General features: G+C 35.2%; 19 protein-coding genes and 1 tRNA gene. 15 read left to right on the top strand and 5 right to left on the bottom strand.

Annotated elements, in window-relative coordinates; genetic code table 11:
* The first annotated feature begins 180 nt into the window (after nt 1–180).
* The gene (locus A9G11_RS04815; protein ID WP_065618379.1) at nt 181–1155 is read left to right on the top strand and encodes an ornithine cyclodeaminase family protein; all 975 of its coding nucleotides are present in this window, start codon (nt 181–183) and stop codon (nt 1153–1155) included.
* 82 nt (nt 1156–1237) lie between these two features.
* Here A9G11_RS04815 and gpsA read toward each other — a convergent pair whose 3' ends face one another.
* Genes gpsA through A9G11_RS04800 form a run of 3 tightly spaced genes read right to left on the bottom strand, consistent with a single transcriptional unit; the run spans nt 1238 to nt 3236 of the window.
* The gene (gene gpsA, locus A9G11_RS04810) at nt 1238–2251 is read right to left on the bottom strand and encodes an NAD(P)H-dependent glycerol-3-phosphate dehydrogenase (protein WP_065618378.1); all 1014 of its coding nucleotides are present in this window, start codon (nt 2249–2251) and stop codon (nt 1238–1240) included.
* Between the two features lie 37 nt (nt 2252–2288).
* Entirely contained in the window at nt 2289–2771 is a 483-nt protein-coding gene (gene secB, locus A9G11_RS04805) for a protein-export chaperone SecB (RefSeq protein ID WP_065618377.1), read from the bottom strand.
* A 24-nt stretch (nt 2772–2795) separates the two neighbouring features.
* Nucleotides 2796–3236: a rhodanese-like domain-containing protein gene (locus A9G11_RS04800; protein WP_065618376.1), complete on the bottom strand. Its 441-nt coding sequence runs from the start codon at nt 3234–3236 to the stop codon at nt 2796–2798.
* Nucleotides 3237–3366: 130 nt separating this feature from the next.
* Between A9G11_RS04800 and A9G11_RS04795 the strand changes: the two genes are divergently transcribed.
* The 12 genes from A9G11_RS04795 to fruA all read left to right on the top strand — a co-directional run bounded on the left by A9G11_RS04795 (nt 3367) and on the right by fruA (nt 18443).
* Nucleotides 3367–4827, top strand: coding sequence for an SEL1-like repeat protein (locus A9G11_RS04795; RefSeq protein ID WP_065618375.1), 1461 nt, complete (start codon nt 3367–3369; stop codon nt 4825–4827).
* 308 nt (nt 4828–5135) lie between these two features.
* The gene (gene glnA, locus A9G11_RS04790; RefSeq protein WP_065618374.1) at nt 5136–6545 is read left to right on the top strand and encodes a glutamate--ammonia ligase; all 1410 of its coding nucleotides are present in this window, start codon (nt 5136–5138) and stop codon (nt 6543–6545) included.
* A gap of 78 nt (nt 6546–6623) precedes the next feature.
* The gene (gene glnL / locus A9G11_RS04785) at nt 6624–7673 is read left to right on the top strand and encodes a nitrogen regulation protein NR(II) (protein ID WP_065618373.1); all 1050 of its coding nucleotides are present in this window, start codon (nt 6624–6626) and stop codon (nt 7671–7673) included.
* 12 nt (nt 7674–7685) lie between these two features.
* Nucleotides 7686–9128 (top strand): nitrogen regulation protein NR(I), encoded by a 1443-nt coding sequence (gene glnG / locus A9G11_RS04780; protein WP_065618372.1) that lies wholly within the window; start codon nt 7686–7688, stop codon nt 9126–9128.
* Between the two features lie 369 nt (nt 9129–9497).
* The gene (locus A9G11_RS04775) at nt 9498–10451 is read left to right on the top strand and encodes a siderophore ABC transporter substrate-binding protein (protein ID WP_141674347.1); all 954 of its coding nucleotides are present in this window, start codon (nt 9498–9500) and stop codon (nt 10449–10451) included.
* 11 nt (nt 10452–10462) lie between these two features.
* A complete protein-coding gene (locus A9G11_RS04770; RefSeq protein WP_065618518.1) occupies nt 10463–11419 on the top strand; it encodes an ABC transporter permease in 957 nt (318 codons plus the stop codon).
* The gene (locus tag A9G11_RS04765; RefSeq protein WP_065618371.1) at nt 11409–12380 is read left to right on the top strand and encodes an iron chelate uptake ABC transporter family permease subunit; all 972 of its coding nucleotides are present in this window, start codon (nt 11409–11411) and stop codon (nt 12378–12380) included. The genes A9G11_RS04770 and A9G11_RS04765 overlap by 11 nt, the downstream gene beginning before the upstream one ends.
* Complete coding sequence (locus tag A9G11_RS04760; RefSeq protein ID WP_065618370.1) at nt 12377–13132, top strand: iron ABC transporter ATP-binding protein; 756 nt, start codon at nt 12377–12379, stop codon at nt 13130–13132. Before A9G11_RS04765 ends, A9G11_RS04760 begins: the two co-directional genes overlap by 4 nt.
* A gap of 207 nt (nt 13133–13339) precedes the next feature.
* Entirely contained in the window at nt 13340–14362 is a 1023-nt protein-coding gene (cra, locus tag A9G11_RS04755; RefSeq protein ID WP_065618369.1) for a catabolite repressor/activator, read from the top strand.
* Nucleotides 14363–14572: 210 nt separating this feature from the next.
* Complete coding sequence (fruB, locus tag A9G11_RS04750; RefSeq protein ID WP_065618368.1) at nt 14573–15769, top strand: fused PTS fructose transporter subunit IIA/HPr protein; 1197 nt, start codon at nt 14573–14575, stop codon at nt 15767–15769.
* Nucleotides 15769–16704 (top strand): 1-phosphofructokinase, encoded by a 936-nt coding sequence (fruK, locus tag A9G11_RS04745; RefSeq protein WP_065618367.1) that lies wholly within the window; start codon nt 15769–15771, stop codon nt 16702–16704. The genes fruB and fruK overlap by 1 nt, the downstream gene beginning before the upstream one ends.
* Before the next feature lie 8 nt (nt 16705–16712).
* The gene (gene fruA / locus A9G11_RS04740) at nt 16713–18443 is read left to right on the top strand and encodes a PTS fructose transporter subunit IIBC (protein ID WP_065618366.1); all 1731 of its coding nucleotides are present in this window, start codon (nt 16713–16715) and stop codon (nt 18441–18443) included.
* 64 nt (nt 18444–18507) lie between these two features.
* On the opposite strand, the gene A9G11_RS04735 is transcribed toward fruA, so the two are convergent.
* Entirely contained in the window at nt 18508–19083 is a 576-nt protein-coding gene (locus A9G11_RS04735; RefSeq protein WP_065618365.1) for a TIGR00730 family Rossman fold protein, read from the bottom strand.
* A gap of 150 nt (nt 19084–19233) precedes the next feature.
* Between A9G11_RS04735 and A9G11_RS04730 the strand changes: the two genes are divergently transcribed.
* A tRNA-Asn gene (locus tag A9G11_RS04730) sits at nt 19234–19309 on the top strand.
* 289 nt (nt 19310–19598) lie between these two features.
* Nucleotides 19599–20336, top strand: coding sequence for a carbonic anhydrase (locus A9G11_RS04725; RefSeq protein ID WP_065618364.1), 738 nt, complete (start codon nt 19599–19601; stop codon nt 20334–20336).
* Nucleotides 20337–20450: 114 nt separating this feature from the next.
* Here A9G11_RS04725 and A9G11_RS14355 read toward each other — a convergent pair.
* Nucleotides 20451–20946, bottom strand: a 496-nt coding sequence (locus tag A9G11_RS14355) for a DUF6216 family protein (protein WP_218056052.1), incomplete at its 5' end; no start/stop codon positions are given.

Below are 20946 nucleotides of genomic sequence, written 5' to 3'. Positions count from 1 at the left end.
TGCAAAATTGCACCAATTAATAATAGTGAAAATATGCAAAATATACAAGCTATGTGAATTTTATGTATTTTATTAATATTAAACAAATGGTTAAATCATTAGGAATTTGCATTATATTAAAAAATAGACAATTAATAGTAAAAAAGTAAAATAACCATTCAATAAAAATGGAGAGCTAACATGTTAATCTTAACCGCGAAAGAGATCGAAAAAGTTTATAGTATGCAAGATGCGATAGCTGCTGATAAACAAGCATTAAAAATTTATACTCAAGGTGATAGTGATGTTCCGCTGCGAATTAATTTTGATATGCAAAAAGGACAAAGTTTATTTATGCCAGCTCATATCAAAGGAAGTGATATAGTCGGAATTAAAATTGTGTCAGTTTTTCCCGATAATCCACAATTGGGAAAACCTTCAGTACCTGCGCAAGTGTTGATGTTAGATCCACTAACAGGTGAAGTTTGTGCTATGCTTGACGGTACTTTCGTAACCCAATTACGAACCGGTGCAGTGCAAGGCGCTGCGACTGATCTTTTGGCTCGTAAAGATGCTAAACGAGCAGTTTTAATTGGCACTGGTGGGCAAGCAATTTCACAATTAGAAGCGATGTTAACGGTTCGCCCATTAACTGATGTTGCCATTTTTGATATTGATAGTGAGAAAGGTAAGCAATTCACTCAACAAATGAAAATACGTTTTGCTCATTTCTCTGCAAACCTCTATTTTTCACAACATTTAGATGATGATATTTGTCAGGCTGATATTATCACGTCAGTGACAACATCAAAAGTTGTGACATTTAATGGAGATAAAGTAAAATCCGGTACACATATTAATGGCGTGGGTGCTTATACACCTGAAATGCATGAAATACCAGCTAGTATCGTAAAAAAAGCAGATATTCGCGTACTTGATACCAAAGACGGAGTTTTTGCAGAGGCTGGCGATATTATTGATCCAATTAAGCAAAAATTGGTGTCTCAAAGTGATTTTTTAGAATTAGGTGATTTAGTTATACAACCCCAACTTTGTCGGCAAAACGCCAAGCAAATAACTTTATTTAAAACCGTTGGTACTGCCGTTTTAGATGTGTATGTAGGTTATGACATCTACCTTAAAGCGAAAGAAAGAGGGATTGGCATTAATATATAAAATAGGTTGTTAATTATTCATATTGCCAAATAAAGAATTTTGTAAAGATGTTTCAGGTTAACTATACGTTTCCGTATAAAAGCTAACTTTTTAGTTCCTCTTTTTGTGAACGCCCAAGTAATGCCATTGCAGCTTGTTTAGGATCTTTATGTTCATATAAGATTTTATAAATTTGCTCTGTGATTGGCATATCAACATGGTATTTCTGAGCAAGCATCCATACTTCTTTGGTATTTTTACAACCTTCAACCACTTGGGCAATAATTGCTTGCGCCTCTTGAATAGATTTGTTCTGACCAAGTAATATACCGAAACGACGGTTACGAGATTGATTATCTGTGCAAGTTAACACCAGATCACCTAGTCCAGCCATACCCATAAAAGTTGCAGTATCGGCGCCAAGCACTGCACCCAATCGCATCATTTCAGCCAATCCTCGGGTAATTAAAGCTGTTCTAGCGTTTGCACCAAAACCAAGTCCATCGGATAAACCGGCACCAATTGCAATAACATTTTTAATTGCACCACCAAGTTGTACACCAACAAAGTCTTTACTGCTATAAACACGAAAGCTTTTACTGCAATGAAATAGATTTTGTAATTCGGTTAAGAAGTGTTCATCGGTTGAAGCAACCGTTATTGCTGTAGGTAAACCCGATGCTACCTCTTTAGCAAAAGTTGGACCAGAGATTACCGCTAATGGAATTTTATCACCAAGGATCTCTCGTGCCACATCTTGCAATAATCGACCGGTATCGACTTCAAGTCCTTTCGTTGCCCATACTATTTTACTGTCTTTACGTAAAAATGGTTTAATTTGGGTTAACACACTAGCAAAGGCATGACTAGGCACCACGATAAGTAAAATAGGTGCCGCTGAAACAGCCGTTTGTAAATCACCTTCAATTTCAAGAAGCGCTGGAAATTGGATATCAGGCAAAAACTGTTTATTTTGCCTATCTTGCTGTAGGGTCGCTATTTTATCAGGATCATGACCCCACAACAAAGTAGGGTGACCATTGCGAGCCAATAAGATAGCTAAAGAGGTTCCGTAAGAGCCTGCTCCAATTACCGTTACTACAGCATTTTTTTTCATAAATAACCCAATTAATTTATCGTGAACTAAACGATGACTATTGTATTGTATCGCTTGATTCAGTTTGTTTTTGTTGCTGCTGTTGTTGAATATAGTTCATAAATAGGGCATCAAAATTAACAGGTTCTAAATTAACCGGTGGGAAAGTTCCCTTACTGACTAAGTTAGAAATCACTTCACGGGCATATGGGAATAAAATATTAGGACAATATGCGCCTAAGCAGTGTTGAAGTTGTCCTTCATTAAAGCCTGCTGCTGAGAAAATGCCGGCTTGAGTTACTTCACAAATATACACAACTTCATCATGTGATTTCACTGTTAGCGTTACACGTAGTGCAACTTCATATACATTTTCGTTTAATATTTGTGATGCAGAATTTAATTCTATATTCATTTCAGGTTGCCATTGTTTAGTGAAGATCTCTGGCACGTTATTTGTTTCAAATGAAACATCTTTAATATAGATTCGTTGAATAGCAAATTCTGTTTCGGTTTGTTGTGTATTGTTTTGTTCTGTCATAATAAAACCTTATCTTATATAATATTATTTTCTAACTAGCGGTAAATTCTCGCCATTCCATCCTGCAATACCATCTTTTAATGCAAAAACATGCAAAAAACCTTGTTTAACGAGGATCTCACCAATACCACCTGAGGTTAATCCATTGTCGTCAATTACAATAATGAGATTTTCTTTAAACTTTTCAATAGTTTTTGCACTCGCATTTTTAATGTCAATAGGTAAGATATTATGAGCTTCGGTGATATGTCCTTTTTTGAAGTTATCGGCCGAACGGATATCAACAATTACAGCATCTTGTTTATTGATCATGTTGATAGCTTGTGCATTACTAATAATTTGAACCTTTGATAATTTACTTTTGATAGTTATCACGATAATAGCGATAAATAAAACGATCCAACCTAAAGAAAGGATCATGTGATTTTTAATAAAAGGTATAATTTCGAGAGTAATAAAATCCATACTTAAATGATTACCTGATTTTTTTCAATTTAAGTTGAGATTATAACGATATTGCGCGATGAAATATAGTACCAACATAAGAAATCTTGTTTTATAGTAATAGCGATTATTCGATATAAGGGAAAATAAAATGGAAATTAAGCAATTCCTACTCTTTTTTTTATTTCTATATTTTTCAACAAATTTAGCCTTTGCCAATAATGAATATGATGTTATTTGGCAACAAGCACATGCAGGCGATCTAGAAGCACAAAAAAAATTAGCCGGACTATTTCATCCCCATTACTGGCTAGAAGATAAAGAAAATAACTGTGCATCTAATCAATTTTTTGCAAATAACCAATGTCAAACAACAAATTATAAAGATTTTTGTTATTGGACTAAGCAAGTGATAGATCATGCTGGAGATCAAAATGTGTTTAATGAATTAAATAATATCGGATTTTGCTATGAAAACGGTTATTTGGGAACAAAGGGGAAAAATTTAGATTTAGCCATAGAATATTATTTTCAGGCTGCTGAAGCCAATGTGGTAAAAGCCCAATACAATTTAGGTAATATTTTCTTAAATCAACATTTTTATCAACGAGCCGAAGATTGGTTTCTCAAAGCTGCACAGCAAGAGTATTTGCCAGCATTAAGAAAGTTGACCTACCTCTATTTAGTTAAGTTGGATCAAATGCAATCGGCATTAAAAGTCATCGAAAAAATGAAAAAAATAATGCCATTTAGCGATGATACTAAAAGTGCTCAAACGCTATTAGTTAATTATTATATAAAAAAGAGGGATTATCATAACGCTTATACTTTGTGTATGGAGTTAATGAAAAAAGAACTTGGGTTGTCATCCCAATTTTATATACAAACGACCTTAGCTTGGCTTATTTTAAATGGTCTGGGTACTGAACAAAACATCGCTTTAGCGATTGATCTCTATTATGAATGTTATCTCGATTTTAATAGTAATAATCCTGATATGATAGATAGTGGAATAAACAAAAAAGAGTATATTAATCAGCAACAAAAACAATGGGATTTAATGTTTGTTGATGTTGTTTCTGGTAGTCATCATATAACTAATAATCAAAAAACAACATTATTTTCCTCTTTATTTTCTGATAAGCCAGCGGCTTTAACCCAATTTAATGAACAAATTGCTCAATTGAAGAAATTAACACCGCGTGATTTAAAAATTAAACATCCTGAGTTCTTTAGTCCTTTTCAATACGATCCCGATTTAACTTGTCGCGATTTTTTACATGAATTTGATGCTAATGCCCCAGATTTTTTTCAATATCTTAGCTGTGAAGTCGATGATAAAGGACAAACCAGGCCGGTTAAAGTGACTTACAAAATCGAAGGAAAATATGCCAAACAGGCGCATAAATATATCGCAGAAACAATGGGGATAGGTGAACTCCGTTTTATATGTTGTTATTGGGGAACAAATGGTTATCCGTCAACCTATTTTATTAATCCTAAAGATAATTTAAATTATATGGTGGTATTTGGTTCAGAAGAAACTCTCGAATATGATTGGGATAAAACTACCTTTTATCTAACGATCTCGGGGGATAGGGAAAGCGTATAATCAGATTTTTATTAGTAGCTATTGTTGAATTTAGCAGGTAGATCGCTAAGATAGACTATTATTGGATAATATCTTCCTAATTTAGGGTATTAAAATAATAATTTGCAGAACATTGAACTATTTTGGTGCGTTGCTTTAGTGCTTGGCGCTTTATTTTGGTGCAAAGACAATAACTGTGCTATTATCAGTTCAATAATTCCACTAAAAAATCATGGTTAAAAAGTGGCATCATATTTGCATTAAACAAAATACTTGGCAAACATAGCCTTTTAAATTGAACAATTATTTGTCCTTAATGGAGAAGATTCATGTCTATACAAAAAGTTTTAACGCTAATTAAAGAAAATGAAGTTAAGTTTGTTGACTTACGTTTTACTGATACTAAAGGTAAAGAACAACATGTCACTATTCCTGTCAGTCAAATTGATGCTGATTTTTTTGAAGACGGTAAAATGTTTGACGGTTCATCAATCGCTGGTTGGAAAGGTATTAATGAATCAGATATGGTATTGATGCCTGATATTTCAAGCGCAGTTATCGATCCCTTCTTTGAAGATATGACATTAAATCTCCGTTGTGACGTTTTAGAACCTGCAACATTACAAGGTTACGATCGTGACCCTCGTTCTATTGCTAAACGTGCTGAAGAGTTTTTAAAATCATCTGGTATTGCTGATACGGTTATCTTTGGACCTGAACCTGAATTTTTCTTATTTGATGATGTCCGTTTTGGTTCACCAATGTCGGGTAGCTTTGTTCATATTGATGATATTGAAGCGGCTTGGAATTCAGGTACTAAATACGAAGAAGGCAATAAAGGTCATCGTCCGGGTGTTAAAGGTGGTTATTTCCCACTTCCTCCAGTTGATTCTTCACAAGATATTCGTTCTGAAATGTGTATGATTATGGAGCAACTAGGTTTAGTTGTAGAAGCACATCATCACGAAGTTGCTACTGCAGGCCAAAATGAGATCGCTTGTCGTTTTAATACTTTGACTAAAAAAGCTGATGAAGTACAAATCTATAAATATGTGGTACAAAATGTTGCTCATGCTTATGGTAAAACCGCTACTTTTATGCCAAAACCAATGTTTGGTGATAATGGTTCAGGAATGCACTGCCACCAATCATTATCTAAAGATGGTGTGAACTTATTTGCTGGCGATAAATATGCTGGTCTTTCTGAAATGGCATTATTTTATATCGGTGGTATTATCAAACACGCTAAAGCGATTAATGCCTTTACTAATCCGGCCACTAACTCTTATAAACGTTTAGTACCAGGCTATGAAGCCCCTGTTATGCTAGCTTATTCTGCTCGTAACCGTTCTGCATCTATTCGTATTCCAGTGGTAACCAGTCCGAAAGCTCGTCGTGTTGAAGTTCGATTCCCAGATCCTGCCGGTAATCCTTATTTATCTTTTGCAGCTCAATTGATGGCTGGTCTGGATGGAATTATTAATAAGATTCATCCGGGAGATGCAATGGATAAGAACTTATACGATTTACCACCAGAAGAATCTAAACTTATCCCTCAAGTTGCAGGTTCACTTGAAGAAGCATTAAATGCATTAGATGCAGATCGCGAATTCTTAACGCGTGGTAACGTCTTTACTAATGATACTATTGATGCTTACATTGAATTAAAACGTCAAGATGTTGATCGTGTAAGAATGACTCCACATCCAGTTGAATTTGAATTGTACTATAGCCTTTAGGTAACTATTATTTTAAAACTTTAAAGCCTTATCCACCGCTAATTGGCGGTGGTTTCTAATGAGGACGGAAATCCTACGATGACATTTGATAATGAATCTGATGCTAATCTGGTTCTCGATTCCATGATTACAAGTATTTTATTACTTGATAAAAATCTCAATATTTATTATGTCAATACAGCGGCACAGCAACTATTTGCACAAAGTTCTAAAAAAATATTGGGAAGTTATCTTCCGGATCTACTGAATTATTTTTCGCTTGATATTGAATTAATGCAAAGTGCATTATCAAAAAATCAAGGTTTTACAGATAATGAAGTCAATTTAGTCATCAACAACGAATTACATATTCTATCTTTAACCGCGCAGTCGTTAGAAAAAGGTCGTATTTTAATTGAAATGGTGCCATTAAATAATCATAAACGCCTAAGTCAAGAACAGTTACAACAAGCTCAACAAAGTGCTGCTCGTGAGTTGATACGCGGTCTTGCTCACGAAATAAAAAATCCACTTGGGGGATTACGAGGTGCAGCGCAATTATTATCACGAGAGTTACCTAAAAACGAATTACAAGATTATACACAAATTATTATTGAACAAGCTGATAGATTAAGAAATCTGGTAGATAGATTGCTTGGACCACAACAACGCTTACAGCAAAAAGTACAAAATATTCATAGGTCAATTGAAAGAATTTATGCTTTGTTGTGTTTAGAAAAGCCAGTCAATATTCAAATTGTACGTGATTATGATCCAAGCTTACCTGATCTTATTCATGACTCTGAACAAATAGAACAGGTGATTTTGAATATAATTCGTAATGCTTTGCAGGCAATTGGTTCTAATACTGGCACGATTACTATTAGAACAAGAACAGCCTTTCAAGTTACCTTACATGGTCAGCGCTATCGACTATGCGCCCGAATTGATATTGAAGATAATGGGCCGGGTGTGCCAGTACATTTACAAGATACACTGTTTTATCCAATGGTCAGTGGTTATGAAGGAGGTACTGGGATTGGACTTTCAATTGCACGCAATATTGTTGATCAGCATCATGGGAAAATTGAATTTAATAGTTGGCCGGGACATACGGAATTTTCTGTCTATTTGCCAATAAAGCAGTGAGGTGAATTTAGAATGAATGTTTGGATTGTTGATGATGATAGTTCTATACGCTGGGTATTAGAAAAAGCACTGACTAACGCTAATTTTAACTGTGTCAGTTTTGCCAGTGGGCAAGACGTCATTGATGCATTAACAAGCCATACCCAAAAACCAGCAGTATTAATCTCAGATATTAAAATGCCGGGTCTTGATGGATTTACTTTACTCCATTATGTGAAAGAGCAGATACCCAATCTACCGGTTATTATTATGACTGCGCATTCGGATCTTGATGCAGCAGTCAATGCCTACCAAAGAGGCGCATATGATTATATCCCTAAGCCTTTTGATGTTGATGAGATGATCCAACTCGTTGAACGAGCTATCTTACAAAGTCAAAATCAAAAACCAAATGATTATACAACAGCAAAAGCCTCGACAGGGATCATTGGTGAAGCTCCCTCAATGCAAGAGGTATTTCGAATTATTGGGCGATTATCTAAATCATCAATTAGCGTACTAATTAATGGTGAATCCGGAACCGGCAAAGAGCTAGTTGCTAAAGCATTACATACTCATAGCCCACGTTGTAACGCGCCTTTTATTGCGCTTAATATGGCTGCTATTCCTAAAGATCTTATTGAATCAGAACTTTTTGGTCATGAAAAAGGTGCTTTTACTGGTGCTGCTCACATTAGACATGGTCGTTTTGAACAGGCTAATGGTGGAACCCTTTTTCTCGATGAAATTGGTGATATGCCACTTGATGTTCAAACACGATTATTACGCGTACTTGCTGACGGTCAATTCTATCGTATTGGGGGTTATTCTCCGGTTAAAGTTGATGTTCGTATTATAGCTGCAACTCACCAAAATTTAGAATCCAGAGTGCGGGAAGGTAAATTTAGAGAAGATTTATTTCACCGTTTAAACGTTATACGTATTTTATTACCACCATTACGAGATCGTGCGCAAGATATCCCAAAACTGGCTGAACATTTTTTACATACGACAGCCAAAGAATTAGGGGTAGAAAGTAAAGTGTTCAGTCCTGAGGCATTAAATATTTTGTGTATGTTCAATTGGCCGGGCAATGTTAGACAACTGGAAAATACGTGTCGCTGGGTAACCGTCATGTCTTCAAGTAAAGAAATTTTAGTTCAAGATCTCCCTCCTGAATTACTACAATTATCAGCCTCTAAGTTTTCAGTTAGGCATGAAATAAATACAACCATTGCCGATCCGATTCAACCCGAAATCAATTGGCAAACTTTACTAGAACAGTGGGCGAAACAGGCGCTAATTTCGGGTAAAACCGACATATTGACCGAGGCGGTAACTGATGTTGAACGTATTTTATTAAATTGTGCGCTTAATTTTACTCGTGGTCATAAACAAGATGCTGCCCATTTATTAGGGTGGGGACGTAATACCTTAACGCGCAAAATTAAAGAGCTAGCAAAAGAGACAATATAATTTCATCTTACTGTTTTGCTCACTTATTACAGGAAATCGAAATATCTCGCATTTATGAATAAAGGGCATGGAGTTATTTAATGGTTATCAAAAAAGTAATTAGGTTAACATGTCATTTTTAATTTTTTAATTAAATAGGTGAGATTGTCTGCATATTATATTATTGTGAATTTATTCTGTTTAGTGCCATTATTATCGATGATAAAATGCCACTACCAAAATCATTAACGCCAAGTTTATATTCATTCTTCTAAATAGTTAAAGTTCATTGAAGACAGCAAAGATTTTCGTTACAATTTAGTGCAAATGATAACAATTATATTTATCATTTATACTGTTTTCATTCAGAACTGATAATGAGGAGATCAAATGTATTCATTTATCAAAGTTAGATTTTTAGTATTACTGACCGTACTACTAGCTTTAGTCGCATGTGATAATAAAGCAGAAAAACAGACGCCTGTAAAAACTATAACTATTGAGCATAGTCAAGGTAAAACGGAAGTACCTGATAATCCCCAAAAAGTGGTTGTTTTCAATATTGCAACGCTTGATATTATTGATGCATTAAATATCCCTGTGACTGCTGTTCCTCAATCTGATGTTCACTTACCTGATTTTTTATCCAAATACAGTAATAATAGCTATACGAATGTTGGTACTCTTTTTGAACCAAATTATGAAGTGTTAAGTTCGATACAGCCTGATTTAATCGTTGCCGGCGGACGTACAACAGATGTCTATAATAAATTAAGTGAAATTGCTCCGACAATATCCTTAGATATTGATTCAACAGACTTTTTAACCAGTTTAACTCAGCGAACACAGCAGTTAGGCACCATTTTTCATAAAGAAGATGAAGCTAAAAAGTTAATAGATGATTTTAATCAGAAAATTGCTCAACTTAAACCTAAAACCAGTACTGCTGGTACTGCATTAGTGATAATGGTTAATGGGGGCAAAATGTCGGCTTATAGTTCAAAATCACGATTTGGTTTTGTCTTTGATCAGCTTGGTTTTGAACCAGCAACGACCTTTCAAGATGCCGGACGTCATGGTAATGCAGTGACTTCTGAATTTATTCTAAGTGTCAACCCAGAATGGCTATTTGTTCTCGATAGAGATAATGCTATCGGTAATAAAGAAGCTCAATCAGCACAGCAAGTATTAGATAATGAACTAATCCAGAAAACCGCTGCTTGGCAACATAATCATGTTATTTATCTAGACTCTACTTCTATGTATATAGCAGGCGGTATACAAACCTATAGTCGTTTGCTCGATCAACTCAATGAAGTTTTACAAAAAACATCATCTAATTGATGTAGAGCATGATTAAATCATTTTATTTTATTGCAGGCATTACTATTTTATTGCTAATGACTGCAATAAGTTTATCGATCGGAGCAGGGCATGTGACTTTATCAGGACTTTTGACTGATGAAAACATGCAACAAATTTTCTTTGTAAGTCGCATCCCTAGAACCTTAGCCCTATTATTAGCCGGCAGTGCAATGAGTGTTGCCGGCTTAATTATGCAACTTTTAACCCAAAATCGATTTGTTGAACCTTCTTTAGTTGGTACTACGCAATCGGCAAGTTTAGGATTATTAGTTGTGATGGTTTTAGTCCCAGATGTCAGTGTCATGACTAAAATGGTGGTAGCTAGCATATTTGCTATGATAGGCACTATGCTCTTTATGGCGATCTCACGCAAAATAGTCTTCAAATCAGCACTTATTGTCCCACTGGTTGGAATCATGTTAGGAGCAGTAATTAGTGCAGTTACTACATTTTTTGCAATGTACTATGATCTATTACAATCACTCAGTGGCTGGGAATCGGGTGATTTTTCAGGGATTTTACAAGGACGTTATGAACTATTATGGTTAGTCGGAGGATTGACAATACTTGCTTGTTGGAGTGCAGATCAGTTTACTGTAGCGGGATTAGGTCGTGACTTTTCGGTTAATGTTGGACTAAATTATCGTCGGGTAATGTTACAAGGATTGGTAGTGATTGCTTTAATTGGTGGTATTGTTGTCGTGGTAGTTGGCGTTTTACCTTTTTTAGGATTAATTGTGCCGAACATGGTAAGTTTATTATTCGGCGATAATGTTCGAAAAACCATTCCTTGGGTTTGTCTTTTTGGCGCTGGATTAGTGTTAGTTTGCGATATTATTGGACGCATTATCCGTTATCCGTTTGAAATTCCTGTCAGTGTTATTCTCGGCGTGCTTGGCGCGATTATTTTTTTAATATTGTTGAGTAAAAGACGTCATGTTAATTAATCATCATCGCCATATTCCTAGTCAAAAAAGATTATTAATATTGTTACTGGTATCGCTTGTGTGTATCACTGGTTTTATCATGTTTAATTTAAAAGGTAATATTAGTTATATTTTACTCCATCGCATGTGGATTGTATTGACTATGATCTTAGTTGCTTTTGCCTCTGCCACATCTACCTTACTTTTTCAAACAGTCACAAATAACCGCATCTTAACGCCTTCGATTATGGGCTTTGAGGCCTTATTTGTTTTGATTCAAACAATTGTCATTTTTTTTATTGATGCACAAGATATGGTTAATGTTGGAGTCATCGGAAAATTCTTATTTGAATCACTATTACTGATATTGTTTTCTCTCTTTTTATATCGTGGATTATTTACTGCACTTAAGCAAAATTTACATTTAGTATTACTGATCGGCATTATTTTAGGTACACTTTTTCGTAGCTTTTCAAACTTACTTCAACGCTTAATGTCACCGAGTGAATTTGCTATATTACAAAGTCGAATTTTTGCTACCTTCACGCGCGCAGAGCCGATATTAATTATATTTTCATTAGCAATAGCTACTATTATTGGTCTGTTTTTATGGCGCATGCGATATCGTTTTGATGTACTGGCGTTAGGACGAGATAATGCCATTAACCTCGGCGTCGATTATCAAAAAAGTATTACCATTATTTTACTTCTCGTCTCTGTGTTAGTGGCGATATCAACAGCTTTAGTTGGACCGTTTACATTTCTGGGATTATTAATTGCCAATTTAGCTTATAGTATTAGTGGATCCAGTCAGCACCGCTTTTTATTACCAACAGCCTTTTTGCTTGGTATTATATTTCTTGTTGGTGGACAATTACTTCTTACACATATACTCAACCATGTTGGTGCTTTATCTATTGTGATTGAATTTATAGGTGGCGCGTTATTTATTTTCTTATTATTGAAAAAGGTTTCGATGTGATAGAGATTGATAATATCAGTAAAAAATACCAAACGATCTCGGTATTAAAAAATGTCAATGCGACTATTTCGCAAGGGGGAATTACTGCCATTATAGGTGCTAACGGAGCTGGAAAATCTACCTTACTCTCTATTATAAGCCGATTATTACTACCGGATGAGGGACAAGTTAGAATTCATAATATGGATGTAGTTACTACACCTAGTGATAAATTAGCCACTTATCTTTCGGTACTAAGACAAGAAAATCAGTTTACCAGCCGACTAACTGTTTTTGAATTAGTAGGATTTGGACGTTACCCATATACTAAAGGACGCTTAAATGCAGATGATCATCAACATATTAAGCAAGCACTTGATTTTTTAAATTTGACTGAATTTAAAGATCGCTTTTTAGATGAATTATCAGGTGGTCAACGGCAAAGAGCTTATGTGGCAATGATATTATGTCAAGATACACAGTATGTATTACTTGACGAACCACTCAATAATCTTGATATGAAACATGCTGTTGTAATGATGAAACAATTACGCCGAGCTGCTGATGAACTTGGTAAAACCATTGTAATAGTGATTCACGATATTAATTTTGCATCGGTTTATTCTGATTATATTCTGGCTATGAAAAATGGTGAATTAGCCTATCAAGGACAACCTGAACAGATTATGAATTCTCAAATTCTAGAAGATATATTTGATACCCCAGTAAAAATAGAGAATATTCACGATCAAAAAATTGCGATTTATTATTAATAATCAAATTGCCAATTATCCGTTAAATGTTGACTAAACCTTTTTTAATTTATGCCGATATGAGTAAAGGTAAGGTTTATTATGTGGTATTTTTAATCAATCATGATTTAATTAACCATTGTTTATTAAGTAAAAACTAGATGAATGTTTACAATTTATTCCCATTCATGTTAAATATCCGACAGTATTTTTTGCGAGAAAATAGTTATGAAATTGGAAGAAATCGCGCTTTTAGCCGGTGTATCTAGAACTACGGCAAGTTATGTAGTTAATGGCAAAGCCAAAGAATATCGAGTTAGTGATAACACTATCGAAAAAGTGATGGCAGTGGTGAGAGAGTATAATTTTCAACCGAATGCAGTTGCGGCAGGGCTTAGAGCCGGTAAAACTCGATCCATCGGTATTATCATACCTGATTTAGAAAATATCAGTTATACGCGTATTGCTAACTATTTAGAACAATTAGTCAGGAAAGAGGGATATCAACTATTACTCTCATGTTCTGAAGATAACCCAGAGATTGAAAAAGAGTGTGTTAAACATTTAAAACAACGTAGGGTAGATGCACTGATTATATCTTCCTCATTTGAATCTGCTAAAGACTATGCTTTTTATAATGATTGGGAAAATCATAAAATTCCTTTATTTGCATTAGATAGAACATTATCGACGACCGAATTTCGCAATATTGTTGGCGCAGATAAACAAGATGCTAAGGAATTAACGCGAGTGTTTAACGAATTTGTTAAGGGTTCGGTCACTTATATAGGTGCTTTACCTAATCTTTCGGTCAGTCAGCTACGAATAGACGGATTTAAAGAAGTGGCAAAGGAAAGTAATAATAAAGTTGATTTTTTATATGCCAATAATTACAGTCGTCATGATGCTGAAATAGCTTTTAGTCAATGGTTAGAAACGCATGATATTCCTGACGGAATTTTCACAACATCATTTTCTCTATTACAAGGAACGATTGATGCCATATTGAAAAAATTCGGTCAATTACCTGAAAAACTCACTATTGCCACGTTTGGTGACAATGAGTTACTTGATTTTTTACCTTGTAAAGTCATTTCACTTTCTCAAGATCACAAAGTCATAGCAGAGGTCGCGATAGAATTATTATTCAATTGTTTACATAATAAAAATTACGATCCCGGAACCAGTGTTATTCCAAGACGATTAATTTATCGAGGTAGTTTAAGTCGTGAACGTAAACAGCAAGTATAGTCATTAATGCTAATTTTGAAAAACCTCAAGGTAAATTAATTAAAAATCAGATCTAGATCACATATTACTTATTAATAGAAATAATTTATTTGATCATTAAGCTATTTCTATTCATTATTGCTGAAACGATTCAATAAAATTCAATCAATGATTAACAATTGCTGAGTCATTTTAGAAGACCCAACATTTTAACCCAGAGGTAATTATTTTATGTTTCATTTAGTTAAAGAGAATATTCATTTAAATGAACAAGCTGACAACAAAACAGAAGCGATAAAAAAAGTTGCGGCAGCCTTAACTGACGCCGGATTTGTTGAGGATGGATATGTCAATGGCATGCTGGAACGTGAAGCTCAAGCTGCGACGTATTTGGGTATTGGTTTGGCTATTCCACATGGCACCACCAAAACTCGCCATTTAGTAAAAAAAACCGGTGTACAGGTTTTTTGTTTCCCAATTGGGGTTGAATGGGGCGATGATGGTGAAAAAGCCTATGTAGCAATTGGTATTGCTGCAAGTTCTGATGAACATTTAGAACTCCTTCGTCAACTGACTCATGTACTCGGTGCAGACGGTGTTGAAGAAAAAATAAAAAATATCAAAACTGCTGATGAAGCGATAGCGATATTAACAGGTAAGGCAGATGAACAGTTCACTATTAAAGAATCATCCATTTTACTTGATATTCCAGCTGATGGGTTAGCAACTTTACAAGCACTCAATGCTTCACGTTTAAAACAGCAAGATGCAGTAAATTCCAATTTTATCGTTAATGTACTAGATAACAAACCAAGTTATTTAGGTAATGGCGTTTGGCTTAATGATAGCAAAGAAGGTAATTTAAAAAATGCTATGGCTATCAGTCGCACGATAAGTAACATTAGTGAAAATGGTAAACCGGTTAAATTACTGATTACTATGTCAGCAATAGATGATTCAATAGCAGAAATTGTTAATCATATTGCCACATTAGTTGTTAATCAAAAATTAGAGGAATTACTTACTGCTAACTCAAAAATGCTGATTAATTTACTTATACCCGGCTACGCATCATCAGCTTCTAATCAACCTGAAATTGAAGAAAATACCTCAACTAAAACGGTAGATACTTCATCAGGCAACAATAGTTTGAGTCGTGAATTTATCATTCTAAATGAAAATGGCCTACATACACGCCCTTCTTCAGTACTTGTGAAATTAGTAAAAGAGTTTAACAGTAAAGTAACAGTGGCTAATTTAGATGGTAAAGGTGAACCTGTTAGTGCAACAAGTTTGATGAAAATTGTCGCTCTAGGCGCGAAAAAAGGTAGTCGATTACAATTCACTGCTGAAGGAAGTGATGCCGAACAAGCTCTTGATGCAATTGGTAAAGCTATTGAAAGTGGTTTAGGTGAGGGGAAGGAATAATGGCTTATCGTGTTACAACTATAACTTTAAATCCAGCTTATGATCTTTTAGGCTTTTGTCCAAAAGTTGAACTTGGTGAAGTAAATCTAGTACAAACAAATGCCTTATTACCAGCCGGTAAAGGTATCAATGTTGCTAAGGTATTATCTGATTTAGATATGCCAATAACTGTAGGAGGATTTTTAGGAAAAGAAAATCGTGATGGTTACAATTTGCTGTTTAAATCTTTAGGGGTGGTGGATAAATTCCAAACTATTAAAGGACAAACACGGATTAATGTCAAATTGACCGAACAAAATAGCGAGGTGACTGACCTTAATTTTTCCGGTTTCAACATTAGTGATCAAGATTGGCAAAATTTCGTTAAAAGTTCACTTGAATGGTTAAAAGAGATGGATATGGTGGCAATTAGTGGCAGTCTTCCCGCTGGTTTATCGCTTGATAACTTCACTCAATGGATGAAACAAGTTAAAACAATTTGTCCAAAAATTGTATTTGATAGTAGCAGAGATGCTTTAGTAGCAGGCTTAAAAGCTAAACCATGGTTAATTAAACCTAATGATAAAGAACTTGAAATGTGGGTTGGACGAAAATTATCAACGCTAAATGAGATCAAAGCTGCAGCCAAAGAACTCGTGAATGAAGGTGTTGAAAACGTCATCATTTCACTCGGTAGTAAAGGTGCTTTATGGGTAACGAAAAATGAAGTATGGCTAGCTAAACCACCAAAATCGAAAGTAGTTAGTACGGTAGGTGCTGGGGACTCAATGGTAGCTGGCTTAATGTATGGTTTACTGACTAATCAATCTATTAAAGACACATTAGTTTTTGCATCGAGTGTGGCAACCTTATCGGTCGGTCAAGCTGGTGTAGGAATATCTGATCGTCAAGCGGTAACCAACATGCTAGATAAAATTGAAATAATTGCTGGATAGGAGTATTCATGAATATATATATTGTTGAAGGTAGTAATATTGGTCCAGTTAATGGGCGTTTAGCTAAAGCAGAATTAGCTTTAGTCGCTAAATCATTAAATCTCAATATAGTTGACAGTGCAACATCAGCAGACATTATTATTGCTGTTGGTTCTGGAACAATCAATGACAAAGCCGTTGTTGGTAAAAAAGTCTATGTTGTAAAAGAGTTAGATGATCTTTTTACCAATCCAAAACAGATCTTAACTGATGCTCCAAGCAAAGCAGTGGTTTATGAACAAACTGCTGAAAGTGGATCATCATCAACCCCAGAAAATAATGTAAAACGTATCGTCGCCGTTACAGCCTGTCCAACAGGGGTAGCACATACTTTTATGGCAGCAGAAGCCATTGAAGAGGAAGCTAAAAAACGTGGTTGGTGGTGTAAAGTTGAAACTCGTGGCTCAGTTGGTGTAGGTAATGAAATAACCCCTGAAGAAGTGGCATCAGCCGATGTGGTTATTGTTGCATGTGATATTGATGTCGATTTAAGTAAATTTGCCGGCAAAAAACTTTACCGCACCAAAACAGGTCCAGCGCTTAAAAAGACCGCACAAGAGTTGGATAAAGCGTTTCAAGAAGCAACTGTATATCAGCCAACTTCCAGTAATTCAGTTGCTAGTTCAGCCAAAGAGAAGAAAGGTCTTTACCAACATCTATTAACAGGTGTTTCGTATATGCTACCAATGGTTGTGGCTGGTGGATTAATTATTGCACTTTCGTTTGCGTTTGGTGAGTTTAAAGAAGTATTAAAAACGGTAACAGTGATAGAAAATGGTGTTGAAGTTGTAAAACAGGCCTTAGTTCAAGAATTGGTAGGTGAACCTCACTTAAAACAGATTGGTGACTTGGCATTTTCTCTTATGGTACCACTCTTAGCGGGTTATATTGCCTTTTCAATAGCCGATAGACCTGGCCTCACTCCAGGACTTGTAGGTGGTTTGCTAGCCGTATCAACCAAAGCTGGCTTCTTGGGCGGTATTATTATTGGTTATTTTGCTGGTTACTTAGCACTATTAATTACCAAAAAATTACCACTACCAAAAAGTATGGAAGCCTTAAAACCGATTCTGATTGTGCCATTACTAGCTACATTAGTTACAGGGCTTGTAATGCAATTTATTGTTGGTAGCCCAATAGCATGGTTAATGAACGTTGTGACAATATGGCTAAATTCAATGGGAACAGCAAATGCGGTTATTTTAGGTGCTATATTAGGTGGTATGATGTGTGTTGATATGGGTGGACCGATTAACAAAGCCGCTTACGCATTTGGTACTAGCTTAATCTCTTCTCAAGTTTATGCACCAATGGCAGCTGTTATGGCTGGCGGTATGGTACCACCTTTAGCAATGGGTCTTGCAACACTAGTTGCACGTAAAAAGTTTGCTAAACCGGAACAAGAAAGTGGAAAAGCTTCACTGGTATTAGGTTTATGCTTTATCTCAGAAGGTGCGATTCCATTTGCAGCACGTGATCCATTGCGTGTTATCCCTTGTTGTATCATCGGTGGTGCCATTACAGGGGGTATCGCACTGGCTTGTGGATCGCAATTAATGACCCCACATGGTGGATTATTTGCCTTAGCTATTCCTGGTGTTGTAAAACCTATTGGTGGATATTTATTATCAATTCTAATCGGATCAGTTATAGCAGGTGTTGCTTACGCAATGATTAAAAAGCCTGAGAATGTTGTGTGAAAAAAAGGTTAGCCTAGTAAGCTTTTCGCCATCGTAAGATGGCGATTTTTTTATGTAATGACTACTATTTTTTTACCCAACGCTGTAGATCTCTCGGAACAAAATCATCCATTTTTTGTAGCAACGATTCCGCTTTATCAGAAACGATTAAGGTATTATAAAAACTCTCTCTGATAAATCCTTCATTGACTGAGTGCTGTAAAAAAGCGAGCATAGGTTGCCAGAAATCAAGTGTATCAAATAGTGCGACCGGTTTTTCGTGATAACCAATTTGCATGGCTGTCCACATTTCAAAAACCTCTTCTAATGTTCCGGTTCCTCCGGGCATTGCCACAAAACCGTCAGCAAGCTCAGAGAGCCTTGCTTTACGCTGATGCATATTTTCAACAACTTCTAAACGAGTGATCCCATGATGCGCCGTTTCGGCTTTAACTAAACGTTCAGGAATAATACCGATCACTTCACCACCATGCGCTAATACTGCATTGGCAATCACGCCCATTAAACCTTTATTACCTCCACCATAGATTAATCGTCGATTTTGCTTAGCCAATATCTCACCAAGTTGTTCAGCTTGGGTTTTATATTCCACTCGATTGCCTTCACTGGCACCACAAAAAACACAAATATTTTTTTTCATAAACGTTATTTTTACCTTTCATATAATATTATTATTTATTTTAACATATCCAGCATGCATTTTGTTTACAAGCTGAGCAATTGAGTAGGATTAATGCTTTTCGAATTGACATTATCGTCATAAATCGATAATATTTCGTCCGTTAAGTGTTCCTCCATAGTTCAGTCGGTAGAACGGCGGACTGTTAATCCGTATGTCACAGGTTCAAGTCCTGTTGGAGGAGCCAATCTCAGTTATTTAAAACCTGCTTATGGCAGGTTTTTTTATATCTATTTAACAGATTATTTTTCTTCATTGCTTCACACAACGTCGCTTATTTTACTCACTATTAAAACTACTTTTTGACCTCTTGAATGCAGCCCATTTAAAAATATTCTAACGGCAAATGTTTGTTATCTTTAAATTTTAACCAATTGATTTATTTGATTAATAATAAAAGACGGCCATATAGTAATGTTTATATGAAAAGCGTATAATTCAACCACCTAAATTGTACGGAGTATTTCGGAGATAAAATGAAACTAAAAACACTGATTATGGCGTTAATGGTAACAAGTCTACCTTGTTTAGCTGCTGAACATGATTCACATTGGGGTTATGAAGGACAAAGCGCACCGGAATATTGGGGTAAGCTTTCACCTGAATTTTCAACTTGTGAAAATGGTAAAAACCAATCTCCTGTTAACATTGACCATGCATTTAAAACTAATCACGAACCACTTAAATTAAGTTTTAAATCGGGAAATCAACAGATTATTAATAATGGTCATACTATTCAAATTAATGTTAATCAAGATAATACATTAGAATTGGATAATGAAAAATTTGTTTTACAACAATTCCATTTCCATTCACCAAGTGAAAACCAAATTCATGGTAAAAGCTATCCATTTGAAGCCCATTTTGTTTATAAAAACAAAGATGGCGAGCTTACAGTTGTAGCACTTATGTTCAATCAAGGTAAAACTAATGCTGAATTAGCAAAAGCTTGGCAACAAATTCCAACAGAAGCAGAAAGCACCGTAGCATTAAATCAATCCGTTGATATAAAAGCGTTATTACCCAATAAACTAGATTATTATCGATTTAGTGGATCTTTGACCACGCCTCCTTGTACTGAAGGAGTGAGATGGATAGTATTAGAACAACAAGGCAACGCATCTGCTGAACAAATTGAAAAATTCCACTCAATCATGCACCACGACAACAACCGCCCGGTACAACCTCTAAACGGACGTGTTATTATTGATTGATGATTTGTTAACTGGCTCTGAAGCAGTAATTTTCTATAGAGCCAGTGATGAATGAGTTAAATTCAAGTGAATTAATTTTCTTTATTGTTATAAAAAATTTTTTAAATTTTACGTTTAAAAAAATTCCTTTTTAAGTTTCTTTCTGTGTTTTTTTCTCTGAGTTTTTATTTGTTGTTTTAGATCATCAACTTTAACCAATTTCCAAAAATCATTGATTAATAGAAGCATTATGATTACAAGTATTATGCTTGTAGGAATAAAAAAGTGATTTTGCTCTTTAATTATTTTTGATATGTCTTTTTGTGATCTTTCATTAGAAAAATGAGAACAGATCATTTTTGCCGTTTGTAGTGGCATATTTACTTTATAAGACCATTCCTTTATATCAAATTTATGTGATTCACACATAGATTTATTTAATGACCAATCCGTATTAGTAGAAGGTATCCAAGCAAATTGAGAGCTTTTTGCACTGCTATTGTTGACCCAAAACCATGGTTGATCTTCTCCAACTTTAATTAAAGCTGAAGATTTGAAGATAAAATTTAAACAAACAAAAAACATAATAAATAAGATTATAAATGAAATAGCTTTGATTATTATAGATATA

The organism is Gilliamella sp. wkB108, from assembly GCF_001690195.1.
Taxonomy (GTDB): Bacteria; Pseudomonadota; Gammaproteobacteria; order Enterobacterales; family Orbaceae; genus Gilliamella; species Gilliamella apicola_L.
This window is presented reverse-complemented; position numbering and strand designations above follow the sequence as displayed.